Below are 26,620 nucleotides of genomic sequence, written 5' to 3'. Positions count from 1 at the left end.
ATCCTCCCCCGCCAGGGGGAGGTGGCAGGCGTAGCCTGACGGAGGGGGAGGACGCCGGTGGCTTCCTGCTTTCGAGGCGACCGCCGTCCTCCCCCTCCGCCGCCTTCGGCGTCACCTCCCCCTGGCGGGGGAGGATCGTCAGAGCCGCGCGCCATGCCGCCGCTCGATCGCGTCCCAGATCAGGGCCGGGGTGTCGGTGCCGTTGAAGCGGTCGATGGCGACGATGCCGGTTGGGGAGGTTACGTTGATCTCGGTCAAATGGCCGGCGATCACGTCGATGCCGACGAAGACGAGGCCGCGCGCCGCCAGCTCCGGCCCGAGCTTGGCGCAGATCTCCAGCTCGCGGGGCGTGAGGTCGGCCTGTGCGCCGGAGCCGCCGATGGCAAGGTTGGAGCGGATTTCCCCCTTCTTCGGCAGGCGGTTGACCGCGCCGGTTGCCACGCCGTCGACAAGAACGATGCGCTTGTCGCCCTTCGAGACCTGGGGGAGGAAGGCCTGGACCATGAACGGCTCCCGCCAGACCTGGCCGAAGAGTTCGGTCAGCGCGGCGAGATTGGCGTCGTTGCGACCGACGTGGAACACGGCCGATCCGGCATTGCCGTAGAGCGGCTTCACCACGACCTCACCATGTTCGGCATGAAAGGCGCGGGCGTCCTCCAGCCGGCGGGTGATGAGGGTCGGCGGCATGAACTCGGCAAAGTCGAGGACGAACAGCTTTTCCGGTGCGTTGCGGACGGCCGCCGGGTCGTTCACGACGAGGGTCTGATGCGCGATCCGTTCCAGTAGATGCGTAGCAGTGATGTAGGCGAGGTCGAAGGGTGGATCCTGCCGCATCAGGACGACATCGACATCATCGCCGAGATCGAGCGTGGTCCAATCGCCATATTCGAAATGGTCGCCCGCCACCGGGCGGACGGTGACCGGCCGGGCAGGGGCTGTGACCCGGCCATCGCGATAGGCGAGATCGCCGGCGGCATAATGAAACAGCCGATGGCCGCGCTTCTGCGCGCCGAGCATGACCGCGAAGGTCGAATCCCCGGCGATGTTGAGGGTTTCGAGCGGGTCCATCTGGACGGCAACGGTCAGGGGCGTGACTGACAAGGGGGGCGGACTCCGTTCGTGTGCCCGCCGTCTAGGGCGCGGGACGGAGGAGCGCAACGCCGGGCGGGAGGGGGCTTAAGTTGTGTAAGTTGCGGCTCGCGACGAGTCCTGGAGCGGGAAGCGGCGGGGATGCGGCAGTGACGCGGCACCGACGCGGCATAAACGCGTCGGCACCGCAACATCTGTGCATCGGGGATCATGCTCGCGCCGGTCATGAATGTCGGCAGAGCAGAGATTTTCCCACATTGGTAGATAATTCCGTGTCGGTCGGCAGGCTCGGTTCAGATCGGCCCGTAGACCGGCTCATCCGCGATCAGCACGCGCTCCATCACCCGAGGGTATTCGCCGTAGTTGCGGACCGCGTAGTGCATCGTCGCGCGGTTGTCCCAGAAGGCGACGGAGCCCGGCTGCCAGACGAAGCGGACCTGATATTCAGGGCGCTTGTAGTGGTCGACGAGTTCCGCGACCAGCGCGCGACTTTCGGCAAGTTCGAGGCCGAGGATCTGTGGATTGAGGGTCGAGTTGACCCAGAGGATCTTGCGCCCGGACACCGGATGCGTGCGGACGACAGGGTGCGCGACGATCGGGTATTCAATGCCGAGCGGCGCGAGCAGACGCCTGAAATCGTGGGTGACGTACAGCCCGTCGATGCGGGCCTTCAGTGTGTCGGAAAGGCCTTCATAGGCGAGGTTCGCATCGACCCAGATGGTGTCGCCGCCGACGGGCGGCAGGTCCACGGCGCGGAGGACGGCGCCCCAGGCGGGATCGAGCCGCCAACTGGTGTCGCTATGATAGACGTCGCCGCGCCTCAGGTAGTCGCCGAGATGGGCATGCTCCGCCTTCTTGAAGTCGGCGGCGGCGATCTTGTGGATCGACTGGATCTTGTTGTCCCGGTTGGGCGATGGATGCGTGTAGAGGCGCCCGAACTGGGCCGCGAACGCGGTCTGGGCGGCATTGTCGAGCGCCTGATCGCGGAAGAACACCACCTTATATTCGGTCAGCGTGTCGAGGATCGCCTGACGCAGGGCGGGATCGAGCGGCTTGCTGATATCGACGCCATGGATTTCAGCGCCGATCGCCGGTTGTAGCGGCCGTATGTCGACTTCGTGTTGGACCTCGCGTGAGGCGAGGGTGGATGTTGCGTGGGTCATGGCGATCCTCCTAGATAGGGGGAGAAGCGTAACCCGAACGGCCGCGCCGGCATGATGAGTTCTACTTGATCGCTTATGATGATTTGGGCGGGGTGACGAAGCTCAGGGTGGAAAGTCCAACATCCGGAAGAAAATCTTGCAGCCGATCGGTGCCGTGATCGGGTTGGGTCCGAAAACTGCCGCGAATGCGATGAGGGCCCGGTCTTTTTGGTCCTGATCGGACGGGTTAACTTGACAGAATACGTAGATCTACTTTCTGATATGGTTGCTTGCAGCGGATCGCCCGCTGGAGTCGGGGTGGCCAGGATGCCGCGCGACACGTGTGATGTACGAGTTCGCTTTCTTCGATCGGCCCCAAGCGTGACTTGAGGTTGGGTTCGGCGACTTGGCCGTTCCGACATCCACTCGTTCGACAGGTTGCAGCGATGCCGAAGTTCAGCGCCGCCCAGGAATTCGAAGAATGGAAACTCAAGCATAGCAGGCAGGCCGACGCGCTGCTTGCCGACGAGGAGGTCCGCCGGGCGCGGCGGCGCGAGGCGCTGGGCCAGGCCGGCATCGACACTTCGTTCCCGCGCGCAGGCCTGGCGCTGTCGGGTGGTGGCATCCGCTCCGCGACCTTCAGCCTGGGCCTGCTGCGCGAACTGGCGCGACAGGGCATGCTGCACCGCTTCGATTACCTGTCCACGGTATCCGGCGGGAGCTATATCGGCGCATATTATGCGGGGCTGTTCGCGCGGCGGAAGCAGCCCGCGCTGCTCGGCGCCGGGGACTTCGTCGGCAACAGTTCGCTGACGCCCGGCGTCGCCGATCCGTTCACGCTGCGCACGGGCGGGGCGCGGGCCTCTCTGGAATGGCTGCGGCAGTCGGGGCGCTACCTCGCGCCGTCCGGATCGGGCGACTACTGGTATGCGCTGGGGCTGCTGTCGCGCAACTGGATCGGCCTGCACCTCGTGATCGGTGCTTCGCTGATGCTGACGGCGCTGGTCGCGGTGGCCGCGCGCATGCTGATGTACGGCTGGCTCGCACCCTGGATCGGACCGGTCCCGATCAAGCTGGTCCTGTACGCCCCGCTGCTGCTGCTGCTGATCTTTCCCGTCGCGCTGCACGTGGTGCTGGCCTGGGCCTATTGGATCACCAAACGCGGCGTTCGAACGCCGATGACCACCGGGCAGGTCGGCACCGTCATGATTGCGGTCGTCGGCAGCTTGATCTGGTGGTCGCCGGGATCGGCGGAGTATCTGTTTCCGGGTCTGACCGTCGACCAGGTCCGACGCGTTGCCCTTGCCGTCGCGGTCTTCGCCGGCGTGAGCCTGATCGGCCTGATCGCCAGCGGAGCCGGTATCCCTGAGAACGTGGGCGGCGAGGCGCGCTGGGACCTCCGCCGCTCACGGCTTACGCGACCGATGCGCTACTGCGCGATCTTCATCGTGGCAATCCTCGCCGCAAGTGCCGCCGATGGGATCGGGTTCCTGCTCTATCGCAACCTGTACAGCGGCACCGGCTTCGCCATCGTCGTCCCACCAGTGGTGGCGGCCGTGATCGTGCCGGTCGGGCGGTGGCTGCTGGGCCGCCTGACGCAGATCAGTGGAGGACCGCCGGCTCCGGCCGCAGGAGACACGGGCAGCCCTCCTGCCAGACCGTCCTTCTTCACGAAAGACCGCTTCCTCGCGCTTGGCGCCGCCGCCGCCGCCATCGTCCTGATCGCTCTGGTGATCGGCATGTGGACGGTTCTCGCCTACCGCGCCACCTGGCCGCTGATCCGCGGCACCGTCCATCTCAGCCCCGGCGCCTGTCCGCTCTGGCGCAGCGAGACGATCGACGGCGCGGTCTGGCTCGGCTGCCCGGCCGGGCTCGACTGGGGCGCGATCTGGATGGTGTGGCTGAGCTGGGTCGCCATCCTTGCCTTCCTTTCGATTTGCATCAGCCGCACCCCCGCCTTTCTCAACCTTTCCGGCCTCACCAGTTTCTACGCGGGGCGGCTGAGGCGGGCCTATCTCGGTGCCGGCAACCGCACCCGCCTGCCCGAGGAACGGTCGGTGGCCCGTCCGACGGGCGAAGGTGCGTCAAAGACCGGCGCGCCCGCGCTCGACCGATGGGACGACAGCGACGACGTTCTCCTCAGGGACTATTACGAGATCGGATCGGCGGCGCCGCTCCACCTCATCAACGTCACGCTCAACGAGACCCGCAGCACCGGATCGAGCATCGTCCAGCGCGACCGCCGCGGCCGAAACCTCGTCGTGTCGCCAGAGGGGATATACTGCGACGGGGACGCGTACGGAGAACTCTACCACATCCCTCTCGGCATCGAGGCGCAGGAGGGTCAGGACGATCATCTGGACGACCAGGAGAAGCTGCCGCTCTCGACCTGGATCGCGATCTCCGGGGCGGCCTTCTCGACCGGATTGGGCAGCCGCACCGGCTTTCCGATCACGCAGCTCGCCGGCCTTGCCAACGTCCGCCTCGGCTACTGGTGGCGGGCGCGCACGGGATGGTTCAGCACGCCGACGCAATGGGACCTGCTGCGGGAGTTCCGCGGGGACTTCTCGGGCCCGTACGAGAAGTTCTGGTATCTCTCAGACGGCGGGCATTATGAGAACACCGCCGCCTACGAGCTGATCCGCCGCAAGCTCCCCTTCATCGTCGTCAGCGACAACGGCATGGACGAGCGGTTCGAATATGAGGACGTCGCCAATCTCGTCCGCAAGGCGCGCATCGACTTCGATTGCGAGATCGACTTCCTTGACGATGACAGGCTGGATGACCTGTTCCGCCAGCAGGCGGACAGGCGGACGGTCTTCGGCAACCTTGTCCAGATCTCCGGCGGGCAGGCCGGCGAGCGCGCCGTCGCGGCGCTCGCGCGGCTAAGCTACAATGACGGTACTTCCGGTACGCTGCTGCTCATCAAGCCCAGGTTCTCGGGCGACGGGCCGGCCGACCTGATCCGCTACAAGGCGATGAACAGCGCCTTCCCGCAGCAGACCACGCTGGATCAGTTCTTCGACGAGGCGCAGTGGGAGAGCTACTACCATCTCGGCCGGCTCATTGCCCAGGCGGTGTTCGGCAACGGCGCGCAGCAGTTCCAGCCGAGGGTCGGCGGAGGCTGGACGCCGTCGACGCTATCCTCGTTGTTCTGAGGTCGAGGCGCGGAGCGCCGGGCTGTCTGCTGCCCCTCGCTCACGCGCGCAATGCCAAGCTCTTGGTGCTATTGAAGAAGAGTGGTGTCGATCAAGGAAATTGGAGTTACTTCTGGAAGATCACCAAATGAGAGGCGACATCCTGTACAAAGTGGTATGATGCGTCCTGACTTGTAGAAGTTGTGATTCGATCTGTTCGGCGGCGCTGTTGTGTATCGCGCCGTTATGTCGCTTCCGCTTGTTGACCGTTCGAGAACTATAGAGGACCGCCACTTCGGTTTCATGTGGACGGGCAGGTGCCGGCTGCCAGCCGCGTGAGACGTGCGTGGTCCCGGAACTGACGGGCGTGGAGCTGGCGGGCACGTACGGCGACGTCCGGACCAGCGGCGGCCGGATGCCAGCGCAGGGGGAAGATCATGGCCGAGGGCAGCGACATCGCCACGATCGTCAAAGGCGGGACTGATCCGCTCGGGCGGTCGGTCGTGGACGTGCTGGCGCGGGAGCAGGACCGCTACGCCGTCTACCTCACGGAGGAGCGCGTCGTGATCCTCTATGCGGACGATCCGATGGTGCAGCGGATCCAGCGCAAGCGCCTCGCCACCTTGGCGCCGACCCGTGCCGCGATCGACGCCATGCTCGCCGGCTGGCGCGGCGAGCCGAGCGCGTACAGCCGGCTCCCCGCGACAGCGCGCCAGTATGACGGCGAGGTGGGGGCGGCGCTGGTCACCGCGCTGGAGGGGGAGACCGAGGCCGCGCTCGCCGCGCTGAACCAGGTCAAGGCGTCCGTCGCGGGCGAGATGGCCTCGCGCGCACGGCTTACCTACGTCGCCTGGACGCTGTTCTCGGCGGTGCTCGTGCTCATCGCGAGCTTCATCATCTTCCTGCTGTTCAACGCATATGACAGGACGATCTCGCCGACCGACCACGACCTGCTGATGAAGGCCGTGCTGGCCGGCGTGCTGGGGGCCGTCTACTCGATCGCGCTGAGAATCCAGAGCCGCGACCTGCGCGACGACGCCCGCCGCTTCGACAGCTTCACGGACAGCTTCGTCCGCATCGGCATCGGCGCGCTGGGTGCGTTCATCCTCGGCTGCTTCCTGCTGAGCGGCGCGATCGAAATCCATTTCGGCGAGATCGGTGCCCTCGGCGATGGCGGCGGGGGGACGATCAACCCGGGGGCGACCACCCGCAACTCCGTCTTCCTCCTGCTGATCGCGGGGTTCGTCGCCGGCTTCGTCGAGCGGATGGTGCCCGATCTGCTCAATTCCTACGCGGTCACCGCCGCACCGCCCCCTCCCGTGCCGTCGACACCGACGGCAACGACGCCGCCGGCCGGGGCGGCGGCCGCAAGCGCGACCGTGGGAAAGGACGAGGCGCGCAAGGCCGATGAAGGCGGTCTGCCGGGCGAGGGCTCGGCCCGCGAGGATGAGGACGCGCTCGTCACCCCTGCCTCGCCCGAGGAGCATCTCGACGGATGCGACATCGACCTGGCCGATCCGGCGCAGACCACCAGCGACGAGGACCTGCCGCCCGCCACCGGCCGGGTCGCCTCCGGCCCGAGCGCCTAGAGCAGGGGAGCGACAATGGTCTACTCACTCACCTGGCTGCCCGCCGTCCTCAATCGCGCCGGGCTCGGCACCGCAGAATATCGCGACTGGCGTTCCCGTGGCCGCGCGGAGATGGGGCGGGTTCGTGGCGTCATGATCCACCACACCGCCGGCGCGCGCACCGGGAACATGCCGTCGCTGGACCTGCTGGTCCGTGGCCGGCCCGACCTCAACGGCCCGCTCGCACAGCTCGGGCTCGGCCGGGACGGCACCTTCTACATCCTCGCCGCAGGCCGGGCCAACCACGCCGGCGAGGGGGTCTGGCAGGGGATACGAACCGGCAACAGCAGCTTCATCGGCATCGAGGCGGAAAATAGCGGGAAGGCGGACGATCCCTGGCCGGACGTGCAGATGGAGGCGCTGCGGCTTGGCGTCGCCGCCATTCTCCAGCACATCGGGGCCAGCCACATGATGGTGTGCGGCCATCGCGAATATGCTCTGCCCAAGGGCCGCAAGCCCGATCCCATATGGGAGATGGCGCCATTCCGCGAAAGCGTGAAGGCGCTGATGCAGAGCGGCGTGCCCGCCAAGCCGCTGATCCCCGCCGTGGACACCCAGGCCCGGCCCACGTTGAGGCGGGACGCGCGCGGGCCTGCGGTATCGACGCTGCAGCAGCGGCTCGGCATCGATCCGCCCACCGGCTTCTTCGGCCCGGTCACCGAGGCGCGGCTGCGGGCGTGGCAGCGGCACAACAACCTCGTCGATGATGGGATCGCCGGTCCCGCCACCTGGGCGAAGATCGACCCGCAGGGCAAGATCGGCCTGGCCGTCACGACGGCGGGGAGCCCGGTCGCTGCACCGGCCGCACCGGCCGCGCCGCAGCCGGCGCCGGCCCAGGTCGCCCCCGGTCCATCCACGCTGCCGGTCGCGGACGACGCGGTGCACAAGGTCCGCGTCGAAGGAAAGCGCGTACTCTCGCCCGACGGCCGTCCCTTCGCGATCGTGGTCCGATCCGGCCAGATGGCCAATGGCGAAACGGGGGTCGATCGGTTCGTCGCCGCCAATCCGCAGGCAGGGGCGGGCGTCTCCCCGTCGATGCTGCGCGCGCTTGTCGCGGTGATGGGCAACGAGGGCAAGCTTGAGGCCGTCAACACCTATGACGACTGCTTCCTGTCGTTCGGCGTCATGCAGTGGACCGCCGGCCAGAATGGCGAGGATGGTGAACTCGCCGCGCTGCTCGCGCGGTTGCAGCGGACGGACAGTGCGGCGTTCGACGAGTGCTTCGGCCGCTACGGGCTCGGCGCCCGCGCCGCCGACGGGGCGATGACGGGACGTCTCTCGCTCGAAGGGACGGACCTCGTCACGGCCGCCGCCAAGGAAAGGCTGCGATCGAAGGACTGGGCCTATCGCTTCTGGCGCGCCGGCCACCACCCGTCGGTGCGCGCCGTTCAGATCGCCCATGGCGCCAGTCGCATCCGCCGCTTCATCGACACGGTGATCCACGGCCATGCGGTCGGGACGTGGCTGACCTCCGAACTCGGCATCGCCATGTTGCTGGATCAGCACGTGAACCGCCCGGGCCATGTTCCCGCCACCCTGAAGAAGGCGCTGGGCGAACTGATCGACGGGGGCCGGGTGGGCAGGGATGCGACCCGCTGGGGCCAGGACGAGGAGGACCGGCTGATCGACAATTATATCGACGAGCGCGCCTCAACCAGCATGACCCATTCGGGCAAGCGCGCCGCGCGTCTCTACGATCTGGTCGCCGCCGGCAAGCTCTCGGCAAAGCGCGGCTCCTACAGCTGAAGGCGGCACTGCGGCGATCGCTCTCACCTCTTTGATCGAACACGTGGAGGAACGTGGATGACTTCGCCGGTGCAGCTGCCCGAGTGGCTACGATTCGACGGCGGGGCCGGGGATCTCACCGCCATTCTCCCCCGGCTGGAGACCTATGCCGCCCTTGCCAGGCACTGGCGCGAGATTGCGACCGCCGTGTGGAAGCGCGGCACGGACGCGCCCGTCGACAGCCCCGTCCGTCTCGCGGTCTATCTCGCGGGTGCCATTGACGATCCGGCGGTGGCCGAGATCTTCGCCACGCTGAACCTCGGCGACCTGCATGGGAGACTGACGCGGATCGCCGGCGAACTGACCGACGCGGCATCCCCCTGGGCAAAGCTGCTCCGGCCGATGTCGGACTTCGTTCCCGCCGAGACGCCGGCGGGCGAACTCGGTACGTTCGGTCTGGACACGGGTGGCGCGGACGGGCGGATCGAACTGAAGATCCCGAAGCTGGAGGCCGATGCCGTGAGGACGGTGGGATCGGCCGCGCTGACCTTCGATATCGGTGCCGAAGCCGGCCTGTCCTGCGCGGCGGGTGCCGCGTGGCCGTTCCAAACCGATGGCGTCGTGCCCGGTCTGCTCCGCCTCGGTGCGAATGGGCAGGTGCGCACCAGGGCCGGGCTGTCGCTGCCCTTCGGTCAGGTCGGCAGCGGGACGGCGCATGCCGGCGCATCGGCCAGCGCGTCGGCAGGATGGTTCTTCCGCCCGGACGACATGGCAAAGCCCTTCGCGGAGGTTCTGCTGGAATCCCTGGCGGCGATCCCTGGGCCGCTGGACCTGACCCGGATCACCCATGCGATGCACCTGGCCGGGCTAGAGGGCGTAACCCTCGGCTGCGACGGGGCGGTCGACGCGGGGCTCGGGATCGTGCTCGGCCAGAACTACGACATCCCCGGTATCGCATCGGGACGGATCGGCCTGACCGCCGAACTGTCGTTTCGAAGGAACGCGCGCTGGGTGCTGACCTTGCGCCGCGTGGAGGAAGGCACGCGCTTCGTGCTGAGCCGCGACGAGGCGAGCGAGCGCAACTGGGGCGTCGGGGTCGGCCTCATGCTCGACGCCACCCCGCTCGCCCGCCGCACTCATGACCTGCTGCTGAAGGCGGACAGCGCCGCCAAGCCGATCATCGGGCGGATCAGGCCCTTCCTCAGCCCGGGCACCTATCTCACCAGCGAGGCGCGCGACCTGCTGAAGGCGGCGGCGCAGTCGATCTTCCGCCAGGAGGACCTGCGCGACGCGCTGGTGAAGGACCTCTCGCTGGCGCTCGGGGAAGGGGAAGGCGATGAGAGCGCGCTCATCTCGCTCATAGAGACGCGCATCGCCGATCTCGCCGCGACGCAGGCCGGTGGCATTCTCGCCGATGTCTCTGCGTGGACCGGCACGGTGGTGCAGGGTCTGGTAGCGAAGGTGCCGGCGCTCGCCGCGACCGGCCTGCCGGAGGCGCTCACCGCCCGTATTCAGCCGCTGCTGGGGGAGGCCAAAGCACGGTTCGAGACCTTGTTGGCCGAACTGGTCGCCACGCCCAAGGCATCGTCGGCGCTGGCGAAAGAGCTCGAGGACATCGGCGTGAAGGTCAAGGCGACCGCGGGCGAGGCCGACGCGCTCCTTGCCGGCGTGCGCGCGCTCGTCACCACGTTCGAGGCATTCGCCCGGAAGCTGGTCGAAACGGTCGGCGATGAGGCGAACGCCAGGCTGCAAGCCCGCTTCGGCTGGTCCGGGGCGGATACCATGGGCCAGAAATACGAGCTTGCCGGCACCTTCGCCCGCGACGCCGGCCCCGAGGCGGCGCGGCTGTGGCAGGACCTCGCGACCGGCCGACTGCAAGGCCTCCAGCGCATGCTCGCCGATCCGTCGCTGGCCCCCGCGGGCGTGCGGCTGGACCCCACGTCCAGCCTGTCGCGCCTTGTGTCGAGCGAACGCGGCTTCGCGTTTGAGATCGTCATACTGGGCGTCGAACTGTCGATCGCCTCGATCGTGAAGGGCAAGGCGTCCATCACCACCAACGGCGCGGGCGAGGTGATCGTCGCCGCGGAGGGGAGCGCCCTGCGCAAGGTGGAGGGCTTCGACGAGGGCCGGGCCGCCAGTTTCGTCAGCAGCTGGAACCTCATGCTCGCCAAGCTGGGTGGCCCGGGCAGCCGCCGGGCCATGCGGGTCAGCGTCGCCTTCGACCATGACGACAAGGCGTTGAAGCAGTCGGAGGTCAAGAAGCTGCTGGCGGGGCTGGAGGCGCAGAAGCTGATCGACGGATCACGCGCGAGGGCGGCGGAGGCGCTCTACCAGCAGTGGAAGCTCGCCAACGCGCTCGATCCCGACATCCAAGGGCGCATATCGCTGCGCATGATCCTGCCGGACGCCGCAGTGCAGCGGATGGTCGCGATCGGCCGCGAACTGAACACGCCCAACAACCCGGCGCTGCTCGCCATCTTCGGCCTCGCCGTGCGGGCGCAGCTGGCGGCGGGCGTGTCCTCGCCGAAGCAATTCGACCGCGATGTCGGTGCGGCGAAGGATATCTTCACCATAAGCATCGTCACGAAGGACCCGGTCGCATACATGGTCGCGCTGTGGAATTCGAAGATCGACCTGCTGCCGTCGCGGAGTGAAGGTCAGCGTCTGCCCGCCTTCGCACAGTTGATTCCGCGCGCCGGCGCCTTCGTGCGGCTGCTGCGCATCATGGCGCGCATCTACGACGCCATCCCGGTGCACGGCGAAAGTCGGCCGGGTGAGTGGACGGAGAAGGACTATGCCGCCGCAGAGAAGGAACTGGCATCGGCCGCGCGCCACTGGCTGCGGCTCAATCAGAAGCTGATCCTGTGGTTCGACGCCGAGATGCATCCCGCCATGCTGGCCTTCCTGCGGCTGCTGGCGCTGATGACCCGCCCCGCAGCGCCGGGCGCGGCGGTGACCGACGGGCTGGACGGCGATCCCGACACGGCGACGGTGAACGGGCTGTTCGTGATCGCGATGGCGGAGGGCAAGGGCGGCGTACCGATCCCCGTTTGATGCGCGAGCGCGCGCCGGATGGTACCGGCGCTCGGCATGGCGGCGGCCGGCGGGCAAGACGCCAAGCGCACGCGTCGTGGCCATCGCCAAGAGCGCGGCCGAGAAAGTCACTCGTGTGAAACTTTTGGACGGTTTGTGAGAACCGCAGAAATCAGGCAGGAAAAAGCCCGATAACTCAAGCTGGTGACCCCTACGGGAGGGGGTGATTATTAAAAATACTATTGACTGTCAGTTTTTTAAGCCGAGGGGCGAAAACTGGTCAAGGGCAACTTTGGACCACCTGAATGTACCACCTTCGCGACGCTGGCGGTGCTGTGACTGGTGGAAACCGGCTGGTCCGCTTTGGAGCGAGCACTTGTGGTCACCGGCCGTTCGTTGGCGCGCTATGCAGGTTTTGGGACCAACCGAAAATGGTTTCGACCTCGGGCCAACGCTAAGCGTCGAGCCGCTGATGAAAAGTCGCCGATCGCCTCGCTCACTACCTCTCTTTTCGAGCGTTCATATCCTCCGAAGCTATGACCTGAACCGGGGGTGACGGCCTGCGCGATCGCTCCAGGGGATGCCGAGACGAGCATACATCTCCTCACCGGTCCTGCGCCTTCGATCCTCTTCTAGACCGGTAAGCCCCGCTGGATAGACGTCGTAATAGGCGGGCTCGCTACCGAGCCTTCGGGCTATAGCGGCGACGCGCATGCCGAGCTGAAATCTCTTGTGTCGCGATCCAAGACGTCCCAGCAAAGGCGCGAACGGAACGCCCGCGGCCCACGGCCTCGCTGACGCTGAGGGCAAGTCCGACCGGGTTGCCGATCTCTGTCCTCCTCTCCCCGCAGCGGCATGGGCGTCAACGGAGGCTGTCTTGCGTTCAGCTTAAGCCGATTAGCAGCATCGAGAGATCAAGCGACCGGCTCTCCATCGGCACGTTTCCATGCGGCGATCATCGCCAGCGCGTCGCCACCGTCGCGGAGTGTACCTGGTGTTCGCGAGAAACGCGGAGCCGGCGCTGCCTGGGTCAGGCCCTCCTTGGTCACGAACGTCTTCCGCGCCGCATGGTGCGGATGCGCCGGTGCGTCGACGAGGTGCAGCACCGGCACGACGCACGCATCTGACCCGGCGAACAGCGCTGACCAGTGCGCCTGATCCTGCGAGAGAAAGGCGCGCTGAAGACTGGCGGCGAGCGCATCCCAACGTTCCGGACGAAATTGGTCGTCTTGATGCGCCTCAAGGCCAAGCTTCGACAGCAACTCGGAAAAGAATTTCGGCTCCAGCGGGCCGACAGCCATCTCCGCCCCGTCACGGCAGAGGTAGCTGCGGTAAAATGGCGCGGCGCCGCCAAGGACATTTTCCTCACGCTTTAAGGAAATTTGTCCCGAAGGAATTAGCCCGGCGAACATCGTCATCAATGAAGCAACGCCGTCGACGATGGCCGCATCGACGACCTGCCCGCGGCCGGATCGCTCACGTTCCCAAAGCGCGGCAACGATCCCGAACGCGAGGAACATCGATCCACCGCCGAAATCGCCGATCAGGTTGAGCGGTATGGTGGCCGGCTCTCCAGGCTTGCCGATCGCCGCCAGTGCGCCGGTTAGCGCGATGTAGTTTATGTCATGGCCAGCAGTCCGCGCCCACGGCCCGGTCTGGCCCCAACCGGTCATCCGGCCGTAAACCAGGCGCTCGTTCCGGTTCATCACCACCTCAGGTCCGAGGCCCAGCCGCTCCATCACTCCAGGTCGGAAGCCCTCGATAAGGACATCGGCATGCGCTGCCGCATCCAGGCAGAAAAGGCGTCCCGCCTCGGATCGAATGTCGGTCGGCGCCACCGCTCGACCGCGATCCACGATGGGATTAGGCCATCCGTTGCCGCCCGGACGATCGATTCGCAGCACATCGGCGCCGAGGTCTGCCAGAAGCATGGCGCAATGCGGCCCCGGTCCTATGCTGACGAACTCGATCACACGAAGGCCCGAGAGCGGTCCGGATGTAGCTACAGGCATGGCATCGGCCCGACATGACCTCCGGGGGCATGGCCGAGCCACGATCGGATGGGCATGTGCCTAGCGCCCCTTCCACTGCGGCGTCCGCTTCTCGCTAAATGCGCGCGGCCCCTCCGCTGCATCGTCCGAGGCAAGCATCGCCTTCATCGCTGGATAGCTCCATTGCGCGAGCATCGCTTCCTCGACGGGCCTGGCGAGATCGCGCAGGACGGCCTCCTTCGTTGCCCTTAGCGACATGGGACTGCACTCGAGGATTCGTGCCGCAAGCCGCTTCGCTGCACCAAGCACGTCGGAGTCGACCACCTCGTTGACGAGGCCCAGGCTGAAGGCCTCCGCCGCGCTGACGCGGCGGCCGGTCAACAGCAGATCCATCGCCCGCTTCAGGCCCACCATCCTCGGCAAGCGCTGAATGCCCCCGGCGAGCGCCGCCAGCCCGACACGCGGTTCGGGCAGTGCGAAGACCGCATTGCTCGACGCGACCGCCAAATCGCAGGAAAGCACGATTTCGAAGCCCCCTCCCATCGCCACCCCGTTGACTGCGGCAATGACCGGCTTGGCCAGATCGAAGCGCGACGCCAGCCCTCCGAAGCCCGGCGGATCGGCCTTGGCGGGCGTTATGATCGGTTCCGCCCGCAGGTCGTGCCCCGCGCAGAACGCCTTCTCACCGGCGCCGGTGATGATCGCAACCCATTGGGAGTCGTCGCCGGCAAAGTCGTCGAACGCTCGACCGAGCTCGATCTGCGCTGCGGTGTGCAGAGCATTGTGCGCTGCCGGCCGATTGATGGTGACAGTGGTTAGCGCTCCCTCACGGGCCACTTCGATGAACGCGTAGCTCATGCTCAGTCGTACTTCCTCATGCCGCGATCATGGCATTGAGCCGACCGACGATCACCTTTTCGGCTTCCGCCATGATGCGATCCAGCAGGTCCTTGCACGTCGGAACGTCGTGGATCAGCCCCTGGATCTGCCCGGCCCAGATCAGGCCGGCATCAAGGTCACCCGTCTCCAAGGCCTTGCGACCGAGAGCGCCGCCGACGAGCGGCCGGATGTCTTCGAAGACGGCGTCGGGCCGGCTGGAGATCTCCACGACACGATCCGACACGCTGTTCCTCGCGACCCGCCCCGTATTGTGGAAGCGGCGGAAGATCAGGTTGGTCGCGCGTTCGTCATTGGAGACGATGAACTGCTTCACCGCATCATGGATGGGCGCTTCCTGCGTCGCGCAAAAGCGCGTGCCCATGTTGATGCCCTCCGCGCCGAGCGCGAGCGCCGCAGCCAGACCCCTGCCATCGCCGAAGCCGCCGCTGGCGATGATCGGGATCTTCACCTTGTCCGCGGTGGCCGGGATCAGCACCAGCCCTGGGATGTCGTCTTCGCCAGGATGCCCGGCGCATTCGAACCCGTCGATGGAGATGACGTCCACGCCCATCCGTTCGGCGGAAACCGCATGGCGGACCGCGGTGCACTTGTGCAGCACGATGATCCCGTTAGCCTTGAGGTCGTCGACATGTTCCTGAGGCTTGTGACCTGCGGTCTCGACGATCTTCACTCCGCTCTCGATGATCGCCCGCCGGTACTCGGCATAAGGCGGCGGCGTCACCGATGGCAGAATGGTGAGGTTCACGCCGAACGGCTTGTCGGTCATCGATCGGCAGCGGTCGATCTCGCGTCGAAGATCGTCGGGCGACGGCTGGGTCAGCGCGGTGAGGATGCCGAGCCCGCCGGCGTTCGAGACCGCCGAAGCGAGCTCGGCCCGGCCGACCCACATCATCCCGCCCTGAACGATCGGCTTCTCGATACCCAGCAGCGTGGTGAAGCGATTGTGGATCGCCATCACAGCGCCTCGAGGATGGTGACGTTAGCGATGCCGCCGCCCTCGCACATCGTCTGCAGGCCGTAGCGCTTGCCCCGCGCCTTCAAAGCGTGGATCAGCGTCGCCATCAGCTTCGTCCCGCTCGCACCCAGCGGATGGCCGAGCGCGATGGCTCCGCCATTCACGTTGAGCTTCGCAGGATCGGCGCCGGTCGCCTGAAGCCAAGCGAGCGGCACGGGCGCGAACGCCTCGTTAACTTCGTATAGATCGATGTCCTCGATCTTCATGCCGGCGCGGGCGAGCGCCTTCTGCGTCGCCGGGATCGGCTCTTCCAGCATGATGACCGGATCGCCCGCGGTTACCGTCATGTTGACGATGCGAGCGATGGGGGTCAGCCCGTACTGCTTGAGCGCGCGTTCGGAAACGATCAGCGCGCCAGAGGCACCGTCGCAGATCTGGCTCGCATTGGCGGCGGAGATCACTCCGCCCTCCTGAAGAAGCTTGACCGAGCCGATGCCCTCCAGCGTCGCATCGCCGCGAATGCCCTCGTCGGCCGTACGCAGGGTTCCGTCCACCTCAAGCGGGACGATCTCCTTTCCGAACGCCCCGGCACTTGTCGCGGCAGCGGCCTTGCGGTGGCTCTCCAGGGCGAAACGGTCGAGCGTTTCCCGATCGAACCCGTATTTGCGGGCGATCGCCTCCGCGCCGGTGAACTGACTGAACTCGGTGACGCCGTAACGGGACCTGATCCGCTCGCTGACGGGGCCGACACCGATCCCTTCTTTGGCGTGAAGCGAAAGATTGGTGAACATCGGCACGCGCGTCATGCTCTCGGCACCGGCCGCGATCACCACATCCTGGGTGCCGGACATGACCGCCTGGGCAGCGAATTGCACCGCCTGCTGCGAGCTTCCGCACTGGCGATCGATGGTGACCGCAGGCACGCTTTCGGGAAGCTTGGATGCCAGAACCGCGTTTCGTGCGAAGGCGAAGGCTTGCTCGCCCGCCTGCGTTACGCAGCCGAGGATCACGTCCTCTACCGCCGCAGGATCGACCCCGGCCCGATCGACGAGGGCGTTCAGCACCTCCGCGGCCATGTCCGCAGGGTGCCAGTCCGCGAACTGCCCCTTGCGCTTGCCGCCGGGCGTGCGGACGGCTTCAACGATATAGGCTTCGGCCATAATCAGACTCCTTTGAACAGGGGACGGCGCTTCGCGAAGAAGGCGGCGAGCCCCTCCTTGCACTCCGCGCTCGCGCCAGCCGCACTGATGCTGCGCGTTTCGCTTTCGAGATGGCTTTCGAAGCCGTTGCCGAAACTGTCCTGCAGCAGGGCGCGTGCCGCCCCGATCGCGCCGACGGCGGCTTCTGACAGGGTGGTCGCCACGGCCTTGCCCTCCGCGGCCAGTTGATCGTCGTCGACGAGGCGGGTGACCAGTCCGATGGCCTCGGCCTCCTCGGCCTTGATCCGGCGATTGGTGAGGATGATCTCCTGCGCGCGGCGCAGGCCGACCAGGCGGGGCAGCATCCAGCTCATGCCGCCATCGGGAGTAAGTCCGATCGCGCCATAGGCAGCCGTGAAATGCGCCGACCTGCCCGCGAGGACGACATCGCCGGAGATGGCCAAGCTGAGGCCCGCGCCTGCCGCGGGTCCGTTCACCAGAACCAAAAGCGGCTTCGGCATCCGGGCAAGACGCGCCACTGCCATGTGCAGCGTGCCGGCAAGTTCGCTCAGAAGGGCGGAAATGCGGTCACCCGCTGACGCGAACAGGCTCACATCGCCACCGGCGCAGAACAGCCGCCCTGTGCCGGTCAGCACGACGCAGCGGATCGCAGGATCCGTCTGGCAGCGGATGGATGCTTCCACCAGCGCGCGCGCCATCTCAAGATTGATGGCGTTGCCGGCCTCGGGCCGGTTGAGCGTCAGCCGGGCGATCCCGTCTTCCACTTCGACGAGCAGCGGTAGATCCCTCATCGGCACGCCTCCATGCTCTCGCAAGCGAGCGAGACCAGCTTCGGGAAACTCATTGCTCGTTCCTTTGCATGTGCAGACGCCGCTGTCCCGCGCACGACACGTCCCTTGATCCCATGAAAGATCGCGGCGAGGCGGAAGAAGTTGAACGCTACGTAGAAGCCATAATCGGCCTCTGAAATCAGGGCGCGACCTGTTCGACGGCAGTAAGCAGCCAGATACTCGGCCTCGGAGGGGATGCCGAGCGCCTTCAGGTCCGCGCCGCCCAGCCCCGCGACGATATCGGGCGGCATCCGGAACATCATCGCATGGTAGGCGAAGTCGGCGAGCGGATGGCCCAGCGTCGACAATTCCCAGTCCAGCACCGCCAGCACGCGCGGCTCGCTTGCATGGAAGATCATGTTGTCGCAGCGAAAGTCGCCGTGGACGATCCGCGTCTCATCCCCGGGCGGGATGTTGGCAGGCAACCATTCCACCAGTGCGTCCATCCCCGGATCACGTCCCGCATCGGCGTCTTCGAGATACTGCTTCGACCAGCGTGCGATCTGCCGCGCGAAGTAATTGCCCGGTCGCCCATAGTCGGAGAGTCCGGCTGCCGCCGGATCGATCTGATGCAGCGCGGCGATCGTCTGGTTCATCGCGTCGAAATAAGCGGCACGTTCGCCAGTCGGCACATCGGGGAAGGTCGCGTCCCAGAAGATGCGCCCTTCGATCATCTCCATGACGAAGAACCAGCTGCCGAGGACGCTGTCGTCAGTGCACAGGCCGTAGACATGGGCGACGGGAAATCCCTGCGGTGCCAATGCGGAGAGAATCCGCGCCTCCCGCTCCACGGCATGCGCACCCTTCAGAAGCCGGCCGGGAGGCTTGCGGCGCAACACGTAAGAGCGCGACGGCGTCACCAGCTTGTAGGTGGGGTTCGACTGCCCGCCCTTGAACTGTTCGACCGTGAGGGGACCCTCGTAGCCGTCGACATGGTCCTGGAGCCAGGATGCGAGCCGCGCCTCATCGAAACGATGCGCTTCGCGGACCGCAGTGGTTCCACCATTTGCCGCCGCATCGACACTCATGCGTGCGTCTCCCGCCAGTCGCGCTTGATCTTCTTGGCCAAGCTCCACTTGTGGACTTCGGTGGGGCCGTCATAGATCCGGAAGGCCCGGATTTCGCGAAACACCTGCTCCACGATCGTGTCGCTCGTGACGCCGGAGCCGCCCATGACCTGCACGCAGCGATCGGCCACCCGCATCAGGCCTTCTGAGACGGCCACCTTGGCCATCGAGCTTTCGGCTCCTCCGGCCCCGCCAGCGTCGAGCACGCCGGCGCACCAGTCGATCATCAGTTCGGCCTGGCGCAAATCAATCAGATTTTCCGCCAGCATGAAGCCGACACCTTCGTGGTCGATCAGCGTCTTGCCGAAGGCCTGACGGCGGCAGGCATAGTCGGTGGCAATCTCGTTCGCGCGAATGCAGGCACCAAGCCAACGCATGCAGTGCGACAGCCGGGCCGGGGCAAGCCGGATCTGCGCATAGCGAAAGCCTTCGCCCGATTGCCCGAGCATCTGATCGGCCGGGATGCGCAGATTGTCGATCGCGACGACGGCATGGCCGCCGGGCATGGACGAGTCGATCGTGTTGGGGACATGCTCGATCCGGATCGCGGGATCGGGCAGGTCCACCAGGAACATGCAGGCCCCATCGTCGGACTTCGCCATGACGATGCCGACCTGCGCGCCGTCGGCCCCCGTGATGAACGCCTTGCGGCCGTTCACCACCCAATGATTGCCGTCGAGATGGCACGTCGTCCGCATCATCGACGGGTCAGAGCCGGCACCGCCATCCTCGGCCGGCTCGGTCATGAAGAAGGCGGAACGGGCGTTCCCCTCCACCAGAGGCCGCAGGAACCGCTCCTTGACCTCGGGGCTGCCGACCTTGCCGAGCAGAAACATGTTCCCCTCGTCGGGCGCGGCCGTGTTCAGCGCCAGCGGGCCGAGCGGCGACAGGCCTGTCGCGCGCAGCACGATGGCCGTCTCCCGCTGCGAGAGATGGCTTCCGTCCGGCAGGATGTGCGGCGTCATCAGACCAGCGGCCTTAGCGTGCCCCTTCAGCTCCGCGACCAGCTCTTCGGTCGGGCAGTCATGGTGGTCGCGGCGAGGATCCTTCTCATAGGGCACCACGATCTCGCGAACGAAGGCCTCAACCTTCGCCGCGATTTCGCCGGCCCGCTGAGTGAGGGCATCGCTGGCGGGGCTGGCGTTCACTTGGGGGCCATCCGGATCGCGCCGTCCAGCCGGATCGTCTCGCCATTTAGCATGGGATTGGTGACGATGCTCTCCACAAGCTGCGCATACTCGTCGGGCTGACCCAGACGGCTGGGAAACGGCACCTGCTTGCCGAGAGAATCCTGCGCCTCCTGTGGGAGCGTGGCCAGCAGTGGAGTCCAGAAGATGCCGGGCGCGATGGTCATCACGCGAATGCCGTAACGGGCGAACTCGCGTGCGATCGGCAGGGTCATTCCGACGACGCCGCCCTTGGACGCTGCATAAGCGGCCTGCCCGATCTGTCCGTCATAAGCCGCGACGGAAGCGGTATTGACGATGACGCCGCGTTCCTCTCCGACCTGATCGGCGTCGTGGATGCGCGCCGCAAACTTCGACAGGACGTTGAAGCTGCCGATCAGGTTGATCGTGACGATCTTGGAAAAGTCGGCGAGCGGGATCGCCTTCCCGTCCCGGCCGATGACCTTCGCGGGCGGGCCGATCCCGGCACAGTTGACGAGGATGCGCGCCTTGCCATGCAGACCTTCCGCCTCCGCGATGGCCGCTTCCACCGCCGCCTCATCGGTGACGTTGACCGCCACGAAGTGTCCGCCGATCTCGCGCGAGAGATGCGTACCCAGCTCCGCATTCAGGTCGAAGATGGTGACCTTCGCGCCCGCGGCTGCAAGGCGGGTCGCCGTACCGGCGCCCAAGCCGGAAGCGCCTCCGGTCACGATTGCTGCGACGCCTTCAATCTTCATCTGTCGGTTCCTTACAGTGAGCGTGCGATGACCATCCGCTGGATATCGGACGTGCCTTCGTAGATCTGGCAGACCCGCACATCGCGGTAGATCTTCGCAACGCCGAATTCTTCCAGATAGCCGTAGCCGCCAAGTGTCTGGATCGCACCGGAAACGACCGCTTCGGCGGTTTCGGACGCAAAGACTTTGGCCATGGATGCCTGCGTGAGCGCGGGCTGCCCGGCGTCGCGCAGAGCGGCGGCGGAGAGGACCAGCTGGTGCGCGGCCTCCAGCCGGGTCGCGAGGTCCGCCAACCGGAAGCCGACGGCCTGATGCTCGATGATTGCCTTGCCCATCGACCGGCGATCCTTCGCATAGGCAGTGGCGATCTCCAGCGCAGCGCGCGCCATGCCGATGCACTGCGCCGCGATGCCGATACGCCCGGTCTCCAGGTTCGAAAGGGCAATCCGATAGCCTTGCCCGGGCGAGCCGAGCACCAGATCGTCCTCCACGAACAGGTTTTCGAAGCGGAGCGCACAGGTATCCGACGCCCCTTGGCCGAGCTTATGCTCCACCTTATCGACGATGTATCCTGGTCTGTCGGTTGGAACGAGGAACGCCGTCAATCCCTTCTTGCCGGCGGCCGGATCGGTCACAGCGATTACCATCGCCAGGCCCGCGATCTTGCCGGATGTGATGAACTGCTTCGCCCCGTCGAGCCGCCATCCGCCGTCCACCTTCGTGGCCTTCGTGCGAACGGCAGAGGCATCAGACCCCGCATCGGTTTCGGTCAGGGCGAACGCCCCGATGCACTTGCCGGCAATGAGATCAGGAAGGAAGCGGGCCTTCTGCTCGTCCGTGCCGTCCTTGAGCAGCCCCGAGACCATAATCGAATTCTGGATCGAGACGATGGTCGACAGAGCTCCGTCCGCCGCCGCCAGCTCAATCAGCGCGAGCGCGTACGAGATGTAGTCGCTGCACGCGCCCCCGAACGCTTCGGGCGCTGTCATTCCGAGGAGGCCGAGCTCAGCCAGATCCTCGAACAGGGAAGGCGGATATCCGCCCATCTTCTCGAATTGCGACGACTGCGGCCGGATACGATCCTGGGAAAAGGCCCGGACCGCATCCCGGATGGCAAGCTGCGTCTCCGTGAGAATCATAAAACCCTCGCGTTCCAGAGGTTACTTGTGAGTACGTTGTAGAATGGCGAGTTTCGTGTCAAGAGCGATGGCGAGGAGCAATGATGAATAACCAGGCTGTAGAGTTGGAGGCATCGCCGTTCCGTTCGGCGGAGGAGCGCGCACATGAGCGGAGCCTGAAGCGGGAGGCGGTGCTGCGCTCTGCTGTCCGGACGTTCAACTTGCGCGGGTTCCATGCCGCCTCGCTCGACGAGGTCGCCGCGAACCTCAGGATCAGCAAGCCGACGATCTATCGATATCTCGGCAACAAGGAGCAGGTTCTCCTTGAATGCGTGACGCGCGGGCTTGAGATGCTTCACCAAGCCGCTGCCGATGCTCAGGTCGAAGCGGGTACGGGCCTTGCGAAGCTGACGGCTTTCTTGCGGCGATATGCCGAGATCAACATGGACGATTTCGGGCGGTGTGTCATTCGCACCGACGACTCCGCTCTTTCGGAAAACGGCCGCGAGCACTTCAGGGCTTTAAAAGCGAAGATCGACCGCGCCATGAGAACCTTGATCGAGGAAGGCATGAAGGACGGATCGATCGCGTCGGCGGATGTGAAGATGACCGCTTTCGCATTGGCCGGCGCGCTGAACTGGCCGGCGAAGTGGCATGATCCCAAAGGGAAAATGAGCGTAGAGGAGGTCGCAGCCACGCTTGTCGATGTGCTGGTCCATGGATTATCCCCGCGTTCGTGAACTCGTTCATCAAAGATGGCTTGATTTGCGAGGTTCGAACTCGTCGAACGGAGGGACGAGGAAGTTGTAGGGGAAGCCGGCACCACGCAGGTCCAGCCCGTAGCCGAGCGTCTTACGGTTAGTCAGGTTGTTGACCCACGCCCGCAGGGTGAGGTTACCGAGCGTCCACGCCAGCGTGCCGTTGATCTTCGCATAGCTGCCTTGGGCCAGTTCACCGTTGATCTGCCCTGTACCCGCCGCATTGTCGCTGTTGAAGGGTGAGAAGAACTGCCGGCTGAAATAGCTGACGGTCGGCGAGAGCGTCAGGTCTCCATCTGCGATCTTGAGCATCGTCCAGTCGAAGCCTGCCTGGGCGGTCCAGCGCGGCGCGAACGGAAGGTCGTTGCCGCCGAGGTCGGTTCCCTGAAGGATCAACTCCTTGTAGGTTGCATGGAGATAGCCGACCGACCCGTTCAGCGTCAGACCTGGAGCAACGCGGAAACTCGCCTCCGCCTCCGCACCGTAGACCTCTGACTTGGGCGCGTTGACGAGGATATTGACCGGGCCCGGTCTCAGATCCTGAACCTGCTGGTCCTTGTAGTTGTAGTAGAATGCTGCTGCGGAGAGCGTCAGCGCGCGATCCAGGAAGCGTCCTTTCGCACCCACTTCATAGGCATCGACCTTCTCCGGGCTCACATAGTTGATGCCCGAAGATGACGTATAGCTGCCGCCGTTGAACGCACCCGAGCGATAGCCGCGGCTATAGCTTGCGTAGATCAGCTGACCGTTGTCGAAGGTGTAGCTCAGGGCTGCGCGGCCGGTGAGCGCATTGTTCTTGCCGGAGAGTTCAAGGCGGGCAGCGGGATCATAGGCGCATGTCCCCGGCACGCCTGCACAAGGGACCGTCGTGGCAAGCGGGGTCTGTGGGCCGTCAACGTCACCGGCGAAGAGATACGCGCGCCCATCTTCGTAGCGGGAACGATCCCAAGTGTACCGAAGGCCGATGGTCGCCACGAGCCTGCTCGTCAGGTCGTAGTCGCCCTGTGCGAAGATCGCGTAGGAACGGCGCACCTGCCGATAGGTCTGGTCGAAGCCGCCATTCACACCCGGCGCGATCGCGCCGCCGATGTTGAACGTGTTACGGGTGACGGTCCGATCCCAGCCGTAAAACCCACCGGCGACAAGCTTCAGCGAATCGCCTTCATAGTTCAGCCGAGCCTCCTCGCTGAACTGGCGGAAGTTCGAGCGCCAAGTGATGTCGAGAACGTCGAGCGGCGAGCCATCCGCAGCCTGGGTGAGGTTCTGCTTGCCGCCACCATAATTGGTGATCGACGTCAGCTTGAGGGCGTCGGACAGCTCGTACGCGATGTTCGCCGTTGCACCATATGCCGAGGTCTTGTTGAGACCCACCCGGTTCTCATTCACTTCGTAGAAGCTGCGACCATCCCGGAAGGGCAGCAGACCGTAAACGGGTGCCTGCGTGCCCCGGTCACGTCCGCCGAAAACTTGCAGCTTGATATCGAGCGGCCCGTTGCCGGGACGGATGCGCAGCGATGCGCGACCCTGCAGCTTGTTCACGGAGTTCGGATCTCGCCCCCCTGGGAAAACGTTGTTGAACTTGCCGTCGCCCTTCTCGAAGTTGCCGGCGACCCGCAGGCCCACCTGGTCCTCTACGACCGTGGTCTCGACCGCACCCTGTGCCGACCAGGTGTCGTAGTTGCCGTAGCCCGCCTGAAGGTAGCCTTGCGTACCGGACAGCGTCGGCTGCTTGGTTATGAAGTTGATCGCGCCGCCGGTCGTGTTGCGGCCGAACAGCGTGCCCTGCGGCCCGCGCAGGACCTCGACCCGATCGAGATCGTAGAGCCCCATGCCGTGCGCCGTGCGGCTCGCGAGATAGACGTCGTCCATGTAGACGCCGACCGGGGAGGCCTGGTTGGAATTGTATTCGTTGGCGACGCTGATGCCGCGCAGCGAGAAGTTCGGCTGCGTGTTGCCATAGGCGCTGTTCACCTGAAGGTTCGGGACCGCAGTTGCCAGCTGAGCGGAATCAGTGATCCCCTTGGTCGCGAGGCCTTGCCCGGACACGGCGGAGATCGCCAACGGCACCTGGAGCACGGATTGCTGACGACGCTGCGCGGTCACGACGATGTCGCCCGCGTCCTGCGCCGCATCACCGTTGCGAGCCTGCGTCGCCGGGGTTTGCGGCATGCTGGTGCCGACAGACTGCGTCGTTTGTGCGAGTGCCGATGTCGCGACTGTCGCGGTGAGGATGACCAGCAGCGAACATGGATACATACGAGAAATCATAACCTCTCCTGATGAAACGCTTCGTCGGGCGCGAAGCTCTGAAGGTCGTCGGGTCGAGCTTTACCTAGCGAGAGGCGGCGCTGCTGGCTTTGCACGGGATTGCTCCTAGTTTTAACAAATCTTGCGCGCTCCTTGTGCGTGTGCAGCGACTGAGGTCTCGTAAGCCGCCGGAAGTACCCGAGCTAAAGAGATGAGAGAGGAGCTTCTAAATGCATCCGTCGATGCACGCCCTGAGTTCGCCGCAGAAACCTGCGATCATCATCGCCGAGACCGGCCAAGCGATGGATTACTGGACGCTGGATGCCCAGTCGAATCGTTCGGCGCACGCGCTGCGCGCCCTTGGCATGCAGCGCGGGGATGTGGTCGCAACCCTGTTCGATAATGCTGTCGAGGTGTTTGTCCTCGGTCTCGCTGCGCAACGAGCGGGCCTATATCTCACGTCCATCTCGAACAAGCTGAGTGCGGCGGACGTCGCGTATATCGCCCGCGATTGCGGCGCAAAGCTGCTTGTCGCCAGCGACGCCTACCTCCCTCTGGCGGAGCAGGCGCTGCTCGATACGTCCGACCTCCGACTGTTCGCTTGGCAGAAGGAATCGATCGTCGCACGCTCGTGGAGCGATCTGGCCAGCCCTTATCCGACCAGTCCGATAAGCGACCAGGCGCCGGGCACCGACATGCTCTACTCTTCAGGCACGACGGGCCGCCCGAAAGGGGTGAAGTTCCCGCTTCCTGAGGGCGGGATCGATCACCCAACTCCCCTGATGACCATGGGCACGTCGCTCTATGGCATGGGCGCCGACACCATCTATCTGTCGACCTCTCCACTGTACCACGCGGCACCCTTGCGCTGGGCGATGACCGTGCACCGGCTCGGCGGGACGGTGGTCGTCATGCGGCACTTCGATGCCGAGCAGACGCTGAAGCACATAGAGCAGTTCAGGGTCACACATGCGACCTTCGTCCCGACGCACTTCGTTCGTTTGCTGAAGCTGCCGGATGACACGCGTGCACGCTACGATCATTCGAGCCTGCGGGCGGTCGTTCATGCCGCGGCACCCTGTCCGGTGCCGATAAAGCAGGCCATGATCGATTGGTGGGGACCGATCCTGCATGAGTACTACTCCGGCACCGAACAGTGCGGCATCACCGCGCTGACGTCGTCGGAGTGGCTCGCGAAGCCCGGCTCTGTGGGGAAGGCTGTGCTCGGAACCGTAAAGATCACCGACGATGACGGCAACGAGCTGCCCGTGGGAAGCGAAGGGAATGTGTTCTTCGCGAATGGGCCAGCATTCCAGTACCACAACGATCCCGAGAAGACGGCTAAGGCTTATGATCGAAACGGTTGGGCGACGTTGGGCGATATCGGCCGGATCGATGAGGATGGCTATCTCTTCCTGACCGACCGCAAAAGCTTCATGATCATTTCAGGTGGGGTCAACATCTACCCCCAGGAGATCGAGAACTGCCTCGTCGCCCATCCGAAGGTAGCGGACGCGGCGGTGATCGGAGTACCCGATGAGGAGATGGGCGAACGGGTTCTCGCGATCGTGCAACCCGCCGCAGGGGTGCAGGCCGGCATCCCGCTCGGAAACGAGCTGTGCGACTACATCCGGTCGGCGCTCGGCGGAGTAAAGACCCCCCGGGCTTTCGAATTCCGTGATGAGTTGCCGCGTGAGCCGACCGGCAAGTTGATGAAGAGAAAATTGGTCGAGGAGTTTCGCACCAAGGTCGCGGCGGCAGCCTGAGCCGCCTCCAGGACCGCCTGATCTTCGATGCGGAACACGAGATCTTCCGGGAAACCGTGGCGCACTGGCGGGTAGGTAGACCGTGATGCTTATGCCCGCGCTGGACAGGCCGGATTGTTGTGCCTCTGGGCTGATCCGGCTTTCGGCTGCGGGTCTTCAGGAGTAACG

General features: G+C 65.5%; 18 protein-coding genes. 6 read left to right on the top strand and 12 right to left on the bottom strand.

All coding sequences use genetic code 11. From position 1 onward, the window contains the following. Nucleotides 1-138 precede the first annotated feature (138 nt). Nucleotides 139-1,101, bottom strand: coding sequence for a glutathione synthase (gene gshB / locus ACM608_RS09240; protein ID WP_419682936.1), 963 nt, complete (start codon nucleotides 1,099-1,101; stop codon nucleotides 139-141). 281 nt (nucleotides 1,102-1,382) lie between these two features. Next, the gene (locus ACM608_RS09235) at nucleotides 1,383-2,252 is read right to left on the bottom strand and encodes a TauD/TfdA dioxygenase family protein (RefSeq protein ID WP_419682935.1); all 870 of its coding nucleotides are present in this window, start codon (nucleotides 2,250-2,252) and stop codon (nucleotides 1,383-1,385) included. Between the two features lie 425 nt (nucleotides 2,253-2,677). Between ACM608_RS09235 and ACM608_RS09230 the strand changes: the two genes are divergently transcribed. The 4 genes from ACM608_RS09230 to ACM608_RS09215 all read left to right on the top strand — a co-directional run bounded on the left by ACM608_RS09230 (nucleotide 2,678) and on the right by ACM608_RS09215 (nucleotide 11,775). Further along, on the top strand, nucleotides 2,678-5,389 hold the full coding sequence (locus ACM608_RS09230; RefSeq protein WP_419682934.1) for a patatin-like phospholipase family protein: 2,712 nt from the start codon (nucleotides 2,678-2,680) through the stop codon (nucleotides 5,387-5,389). 416 nt (nucleotides 5,390-5,805) lie between these two features. Then, complete coding sequence (locus tag ACM608_RS09225) at nucleotides 5,806-6,957, top strand: hypothetical protein (RefSeq protein WP_419682933.1); 1,152 nt, start codon at nucleotides 5,806-5,808, stop codon at nucleotides 6,955-6,957. 15 nt (nucleotides 6,958-6,972) lie between these two features. Beyond that, on the top strand, nucleotides 6,973-8,742 hold the full coding sequence (locus tag ACM608_RS09220; RefSeq protein ID WP_419682932.1) for an N-acetylmuramoyl-L-alanine amidase: 1,770 nt from the start codon (nucleotides 6,973-6,975) through the stop codon (nucleotides 8,740-8,742). Nucleotides 8,743-8,799: 57 nt separating this feature from the next. Continuing rightward, a complete protein-coding gene (locus ACM608_RS09215) occupies nucleotides 8,800-11,775 on the top strand; it encodes a hypothetical protein (RefSeq protein WP_419682931.1) in 2,976 nt (991 codons plus the stop codon). An 893-nt stretch (nucleotides 11,776-12,668) separates the two neighbouring features. Here the strand turns inward: ACM608_RS09215 and ACM608_RS09210 are convergent. From ACM608_RS09210 to ACM608_RS09170, 9 genes are read right to left on the bottom strand one after another with little or no spacing between them, the layout of a single operon-like run. After that, on the bottom strand, nucleotides 12,669-13,766 hold the full coding sequence (locus tag ACM608_RS09210; RefSeq protein WP_419682930.1) for a CaiB/BaiF CoA transferase family protein: 1,098 nt from the start codon (nucleotides 13,764-13,766) through the stop codon (nucleotides 12,669-12,671). A 60-nt stretch (nucleotides 13,767-13,826) separates the two neighbouring features. Beyond that, entirely contained in the window at nucleotides 13,827-14,603 is a 777-nt protein-coding gene (locus ACM608_RS09205) for an enoyl-CoA hydratase-related protein (protein ID WP_419682929.1), read from the bottom strand. A 16-nt stretch (nucleotides 14,604-14,619) separates the two neighbouring features. Beyond that, nucleotides 14,620-15,600 carry an NAD(P)H-dependent flavin oxidoreductase gene (locus ACM608_RS09200; RefSeq protein WP_419682928.1) on the bottom strand — a complete coding sequence of 327 codons (981 nt, stop codon included), beginning with the start codon at nucleotides 15,598-15,600 and terminating at the stop codon, nucleotides 14,620-14,622. Next, a complete protein-coding gene (locus ACM608_RS09195; RefSeq protein WP_419682927.1) occupies nucleotides 15,600-16,760 on the bottom strand; it encodes an acetyl-CoA C-acetyltransferase in 1,161 nt (386 codons plus the stop codon). Before ACM608_RS09195 ends, ACM608_RS09200 begins: the two co-directional genes overlap by 1 nt. A gap of 2 nt (nucleotides 16,761-16,762) precedes the next feature. Then, nucleotides 16,763-17,551 (bottom strand): enoyl-CoA hydratase/isomerase family protein, encoded by a 789-nt coding sequence (locus ACM608_RS09190; protein WP_419682926.1) that lies wholly within the window; start codon nucleotides 17,549-17,551, stop codon nucleotides 16,763-16,765. Further along, entirely contained in the window at nucleotides 17,548-18,618 is a 1,071-nt protein-coding gene (locus ACM608_RS09185; protein WP_419682925.1) for a phosphotransferase, read from the bottom strand. Before ACM608_RS09185 ends, ACM608_RS09190 begins: the two co-directional genes overlap by 4 nt. Next, nucleotides 18,615-19,805, bottom strand: a complete 1,191-nt coding sequence (locus tag ACM608_RS09180; RefSeq protein WP_419682924.1) for an acyl-CoA dehydrogenase family protein — start codon at nucleotides 19,803-19,805, stop codon at nucleotides 18,615-18,617. Before ACM608_RS09180 ends, ACM608_RS09185 begins: the two co-directional genes overlap by 4 nt. Further along, nucleotides 19,802-20,563: an SDR family NAD(P)-dependent oxidoreductase gene (locus ACM608_RS09175; RefSeq protein ID WP_419682923.1), complete on the bottom strand. Its 762-nt coding sequence runs from the start codon at nucleotides 20,561-20,563 to the stop codon at nucleotides 19,802-19,804. The genes ACM608_RS09180 and ACM608_RS09175 overlap by 4 nt, the downstream gene beginning before the upstream one ends. An 11-nt stretch (nucleotides 20,564-20,574) precedes the next feature. Next, entirely contained in the window at nucleotides 20,575-21,702 is a 1,128-nt protein-coding gene (locus tag ACM608_RS09170; RefSeq protein WP_419682922.1) for an acyl-CoA dehydrogenase family protein, read from the bottom strand. 83 nt (nucleotides 21,703-21,785) lie between these two features. Here ACM608_RS09170 and ACM608_RS09165 point away from each other — a divergent pair, with 83 nt between their 5' ends. Further along, nucleotides 21,786-22,421 carry a TetR/AcrR family transcriptional regulator gene (locus ACM608_RS09165; protein ID WP_419682921.1) on the top strand — a complete coding sequence of 212 codons (636 nt, stop codon included), beginning with the start codon at nucleotides 21,786-21,788 and terminating at the stop codon, nucleotides 22,419-22,421. 9 nt (nucleotides 22,422-22,430) lie between these two features. Here the strand turns inward: ACM608_RS09165 and ACM608_RS09160 are convergent, their stop codons facing one another. Further along, a complete protein-coding gene (locus tag ACM608_RS09160) occupies nucleotides 22,431-24,707 on the bottom strand; it encodes a TonB-dependent receptor (protein WP_419682920.1) in 2,277 nt (758 codons plus the stop codon). 209 nt (nucleotides 24,708-24,916) lie between these two features. Between ACM608_RS09160 and ACM608_RS09155 the strand changes: the two genes are divergently transcribed. Beyond that, nucleotides 24,917-26,452: an acyl-CoA synthetase gene (locus ACM608_RS09155; protein WP_419682919.1), complete on the top strand. Its 1,536-nt coding sequence runs from the start codon at nucleotides 24,917-24,919 to the stop codon at nucleotides 26,450-26,452. Nucleotides 26,453-26,620: the final 168 nt, after the last annotated feature.

It is taken from the genome of Sphingomonas sp. ID0503, from assembly GCF_048565625.1.
GTDB lineage: Bacteria > Pseudomonadota > Alphaproteobacteria > Sphingomonadales > Sphingomonadaceae > JBLZUR01.
This window is presented reverse-complemented; position numbering and strand designations above follow the sequence as displayed.

Bases quoted from the DNA above. Each gene is read 5' to 3' on its own strand.
- ACM608_RS09195 (WP_419682927.1), bottom strand. From the start codon at position 16,760: ATGGCCGAAGCCTATATCGTTGAAGCCGTCCGCACGCCCGGCGGCAAG.
- ACM608_RS09200 (WP_419682928.1), bottom strand. From the start codon at position 15,600: ATGGCGATCCACAATCGCTTCACCACGCTGCTGGGTATCGAGAAGCCG.
- ACM608_RS09165 (WP_419682921.1), top strand. From the start codon at position 21,786: ATGAATAACCAGGCTGTAGAGTTGGAGGCATCGCCGTTCCGTTCGGCG.
- ACM608_RS09185 (WP_419682925.1), bottom strand. From the start codon at position 18,618: ATGAGTGTCGATGCGGCGGCAAATGGTGGAACCACTGCGGTCCGCGAA.
- ACM608_RS09170 (WP_419682922.1), bottom strand. From the start codon at position 21,702: ATGATTCTCACGGAGACGCAGCTTGCCATCCGGGATGCGGTCCGGGCC.
- ACM608_RS09220 (WP_419682932.1), top strand. From the start codon at position 6,973: ATGGTCTACTCACTCACCTGGCTGCCCGCCGTCCTCAATCGCGCCGGG.
- ACM608_RS09230 (WP_419682934.1), top strand. From the start codon at position 2,678: ATGCCGAAGTTCAGCGCCGCCCAGGAATTCGAAGAATGGAAACTCAAG.
- ACM608_RS09215 (WP_419682931.1), top strand. From the start codon at position 8,800: ATGACTTCGCCGGTGCAGCTGCCCGAGTGGCTACGATTCGACGGCGGG.
- ACM608_RS09210 (WP_419682930.1), bottom strand. From the start codon at position 13,766: ATGCCTGTAGCTACATCCGGACCGCTCTCGGGCCTTCGTGTGATCGAG.
- ACM608_RS09175 (WP_419682923.1), bottom strand. From the start codon at position 20,563: ATGAAGATTGAAGGCGTCGCAGCAATCGTGACCGGAGGCGCTTCCGGC.
- ACM608_RS09160 (WP_419682920.1), bottom strand. From the start codon at position 24,707: ATGATTTCTCGTATGTATCCATGTTCGCTGCTGGTCATCCTCACCGCG.
- ACM608_RS09190 (WP_419682926.1), bottom strand. From the start codon at position 17,551: ATGAGGGATCTACCGCTGCTCGTCGAAGTGGAAGACGGGATCGCCCGG.
- ACM608_RS09225 (WP_419682933.1), top strand. From the start codon at position 5,806: ATGGCCGAGGGCAGCGACATCGCCACGATCGTCAAAGGCGGGACTGAT.
- ACM608_RS09155 (WP_419682919.1), top strand. From the start codon at position 24,917: ATGCATCCGTCGATGCACGCCCTGAGTTCGCCGCAGAAACCTGCGATC.
- ACM608_RS09205 (WP_419682929.1), bottom strand. From the start codon at position 14,603: ATGAGCTACGCGTTCATCGAAGTGGCCCGTGAGGGAGCGCTAACCACT.
- ACM608_RS09235 (WP_419682935.1), bottom strand. From the start codon at position 2,252: ATGACCCACGCAACATCCACCCTCGCCTCACGCGAGGTCCAACACGAA.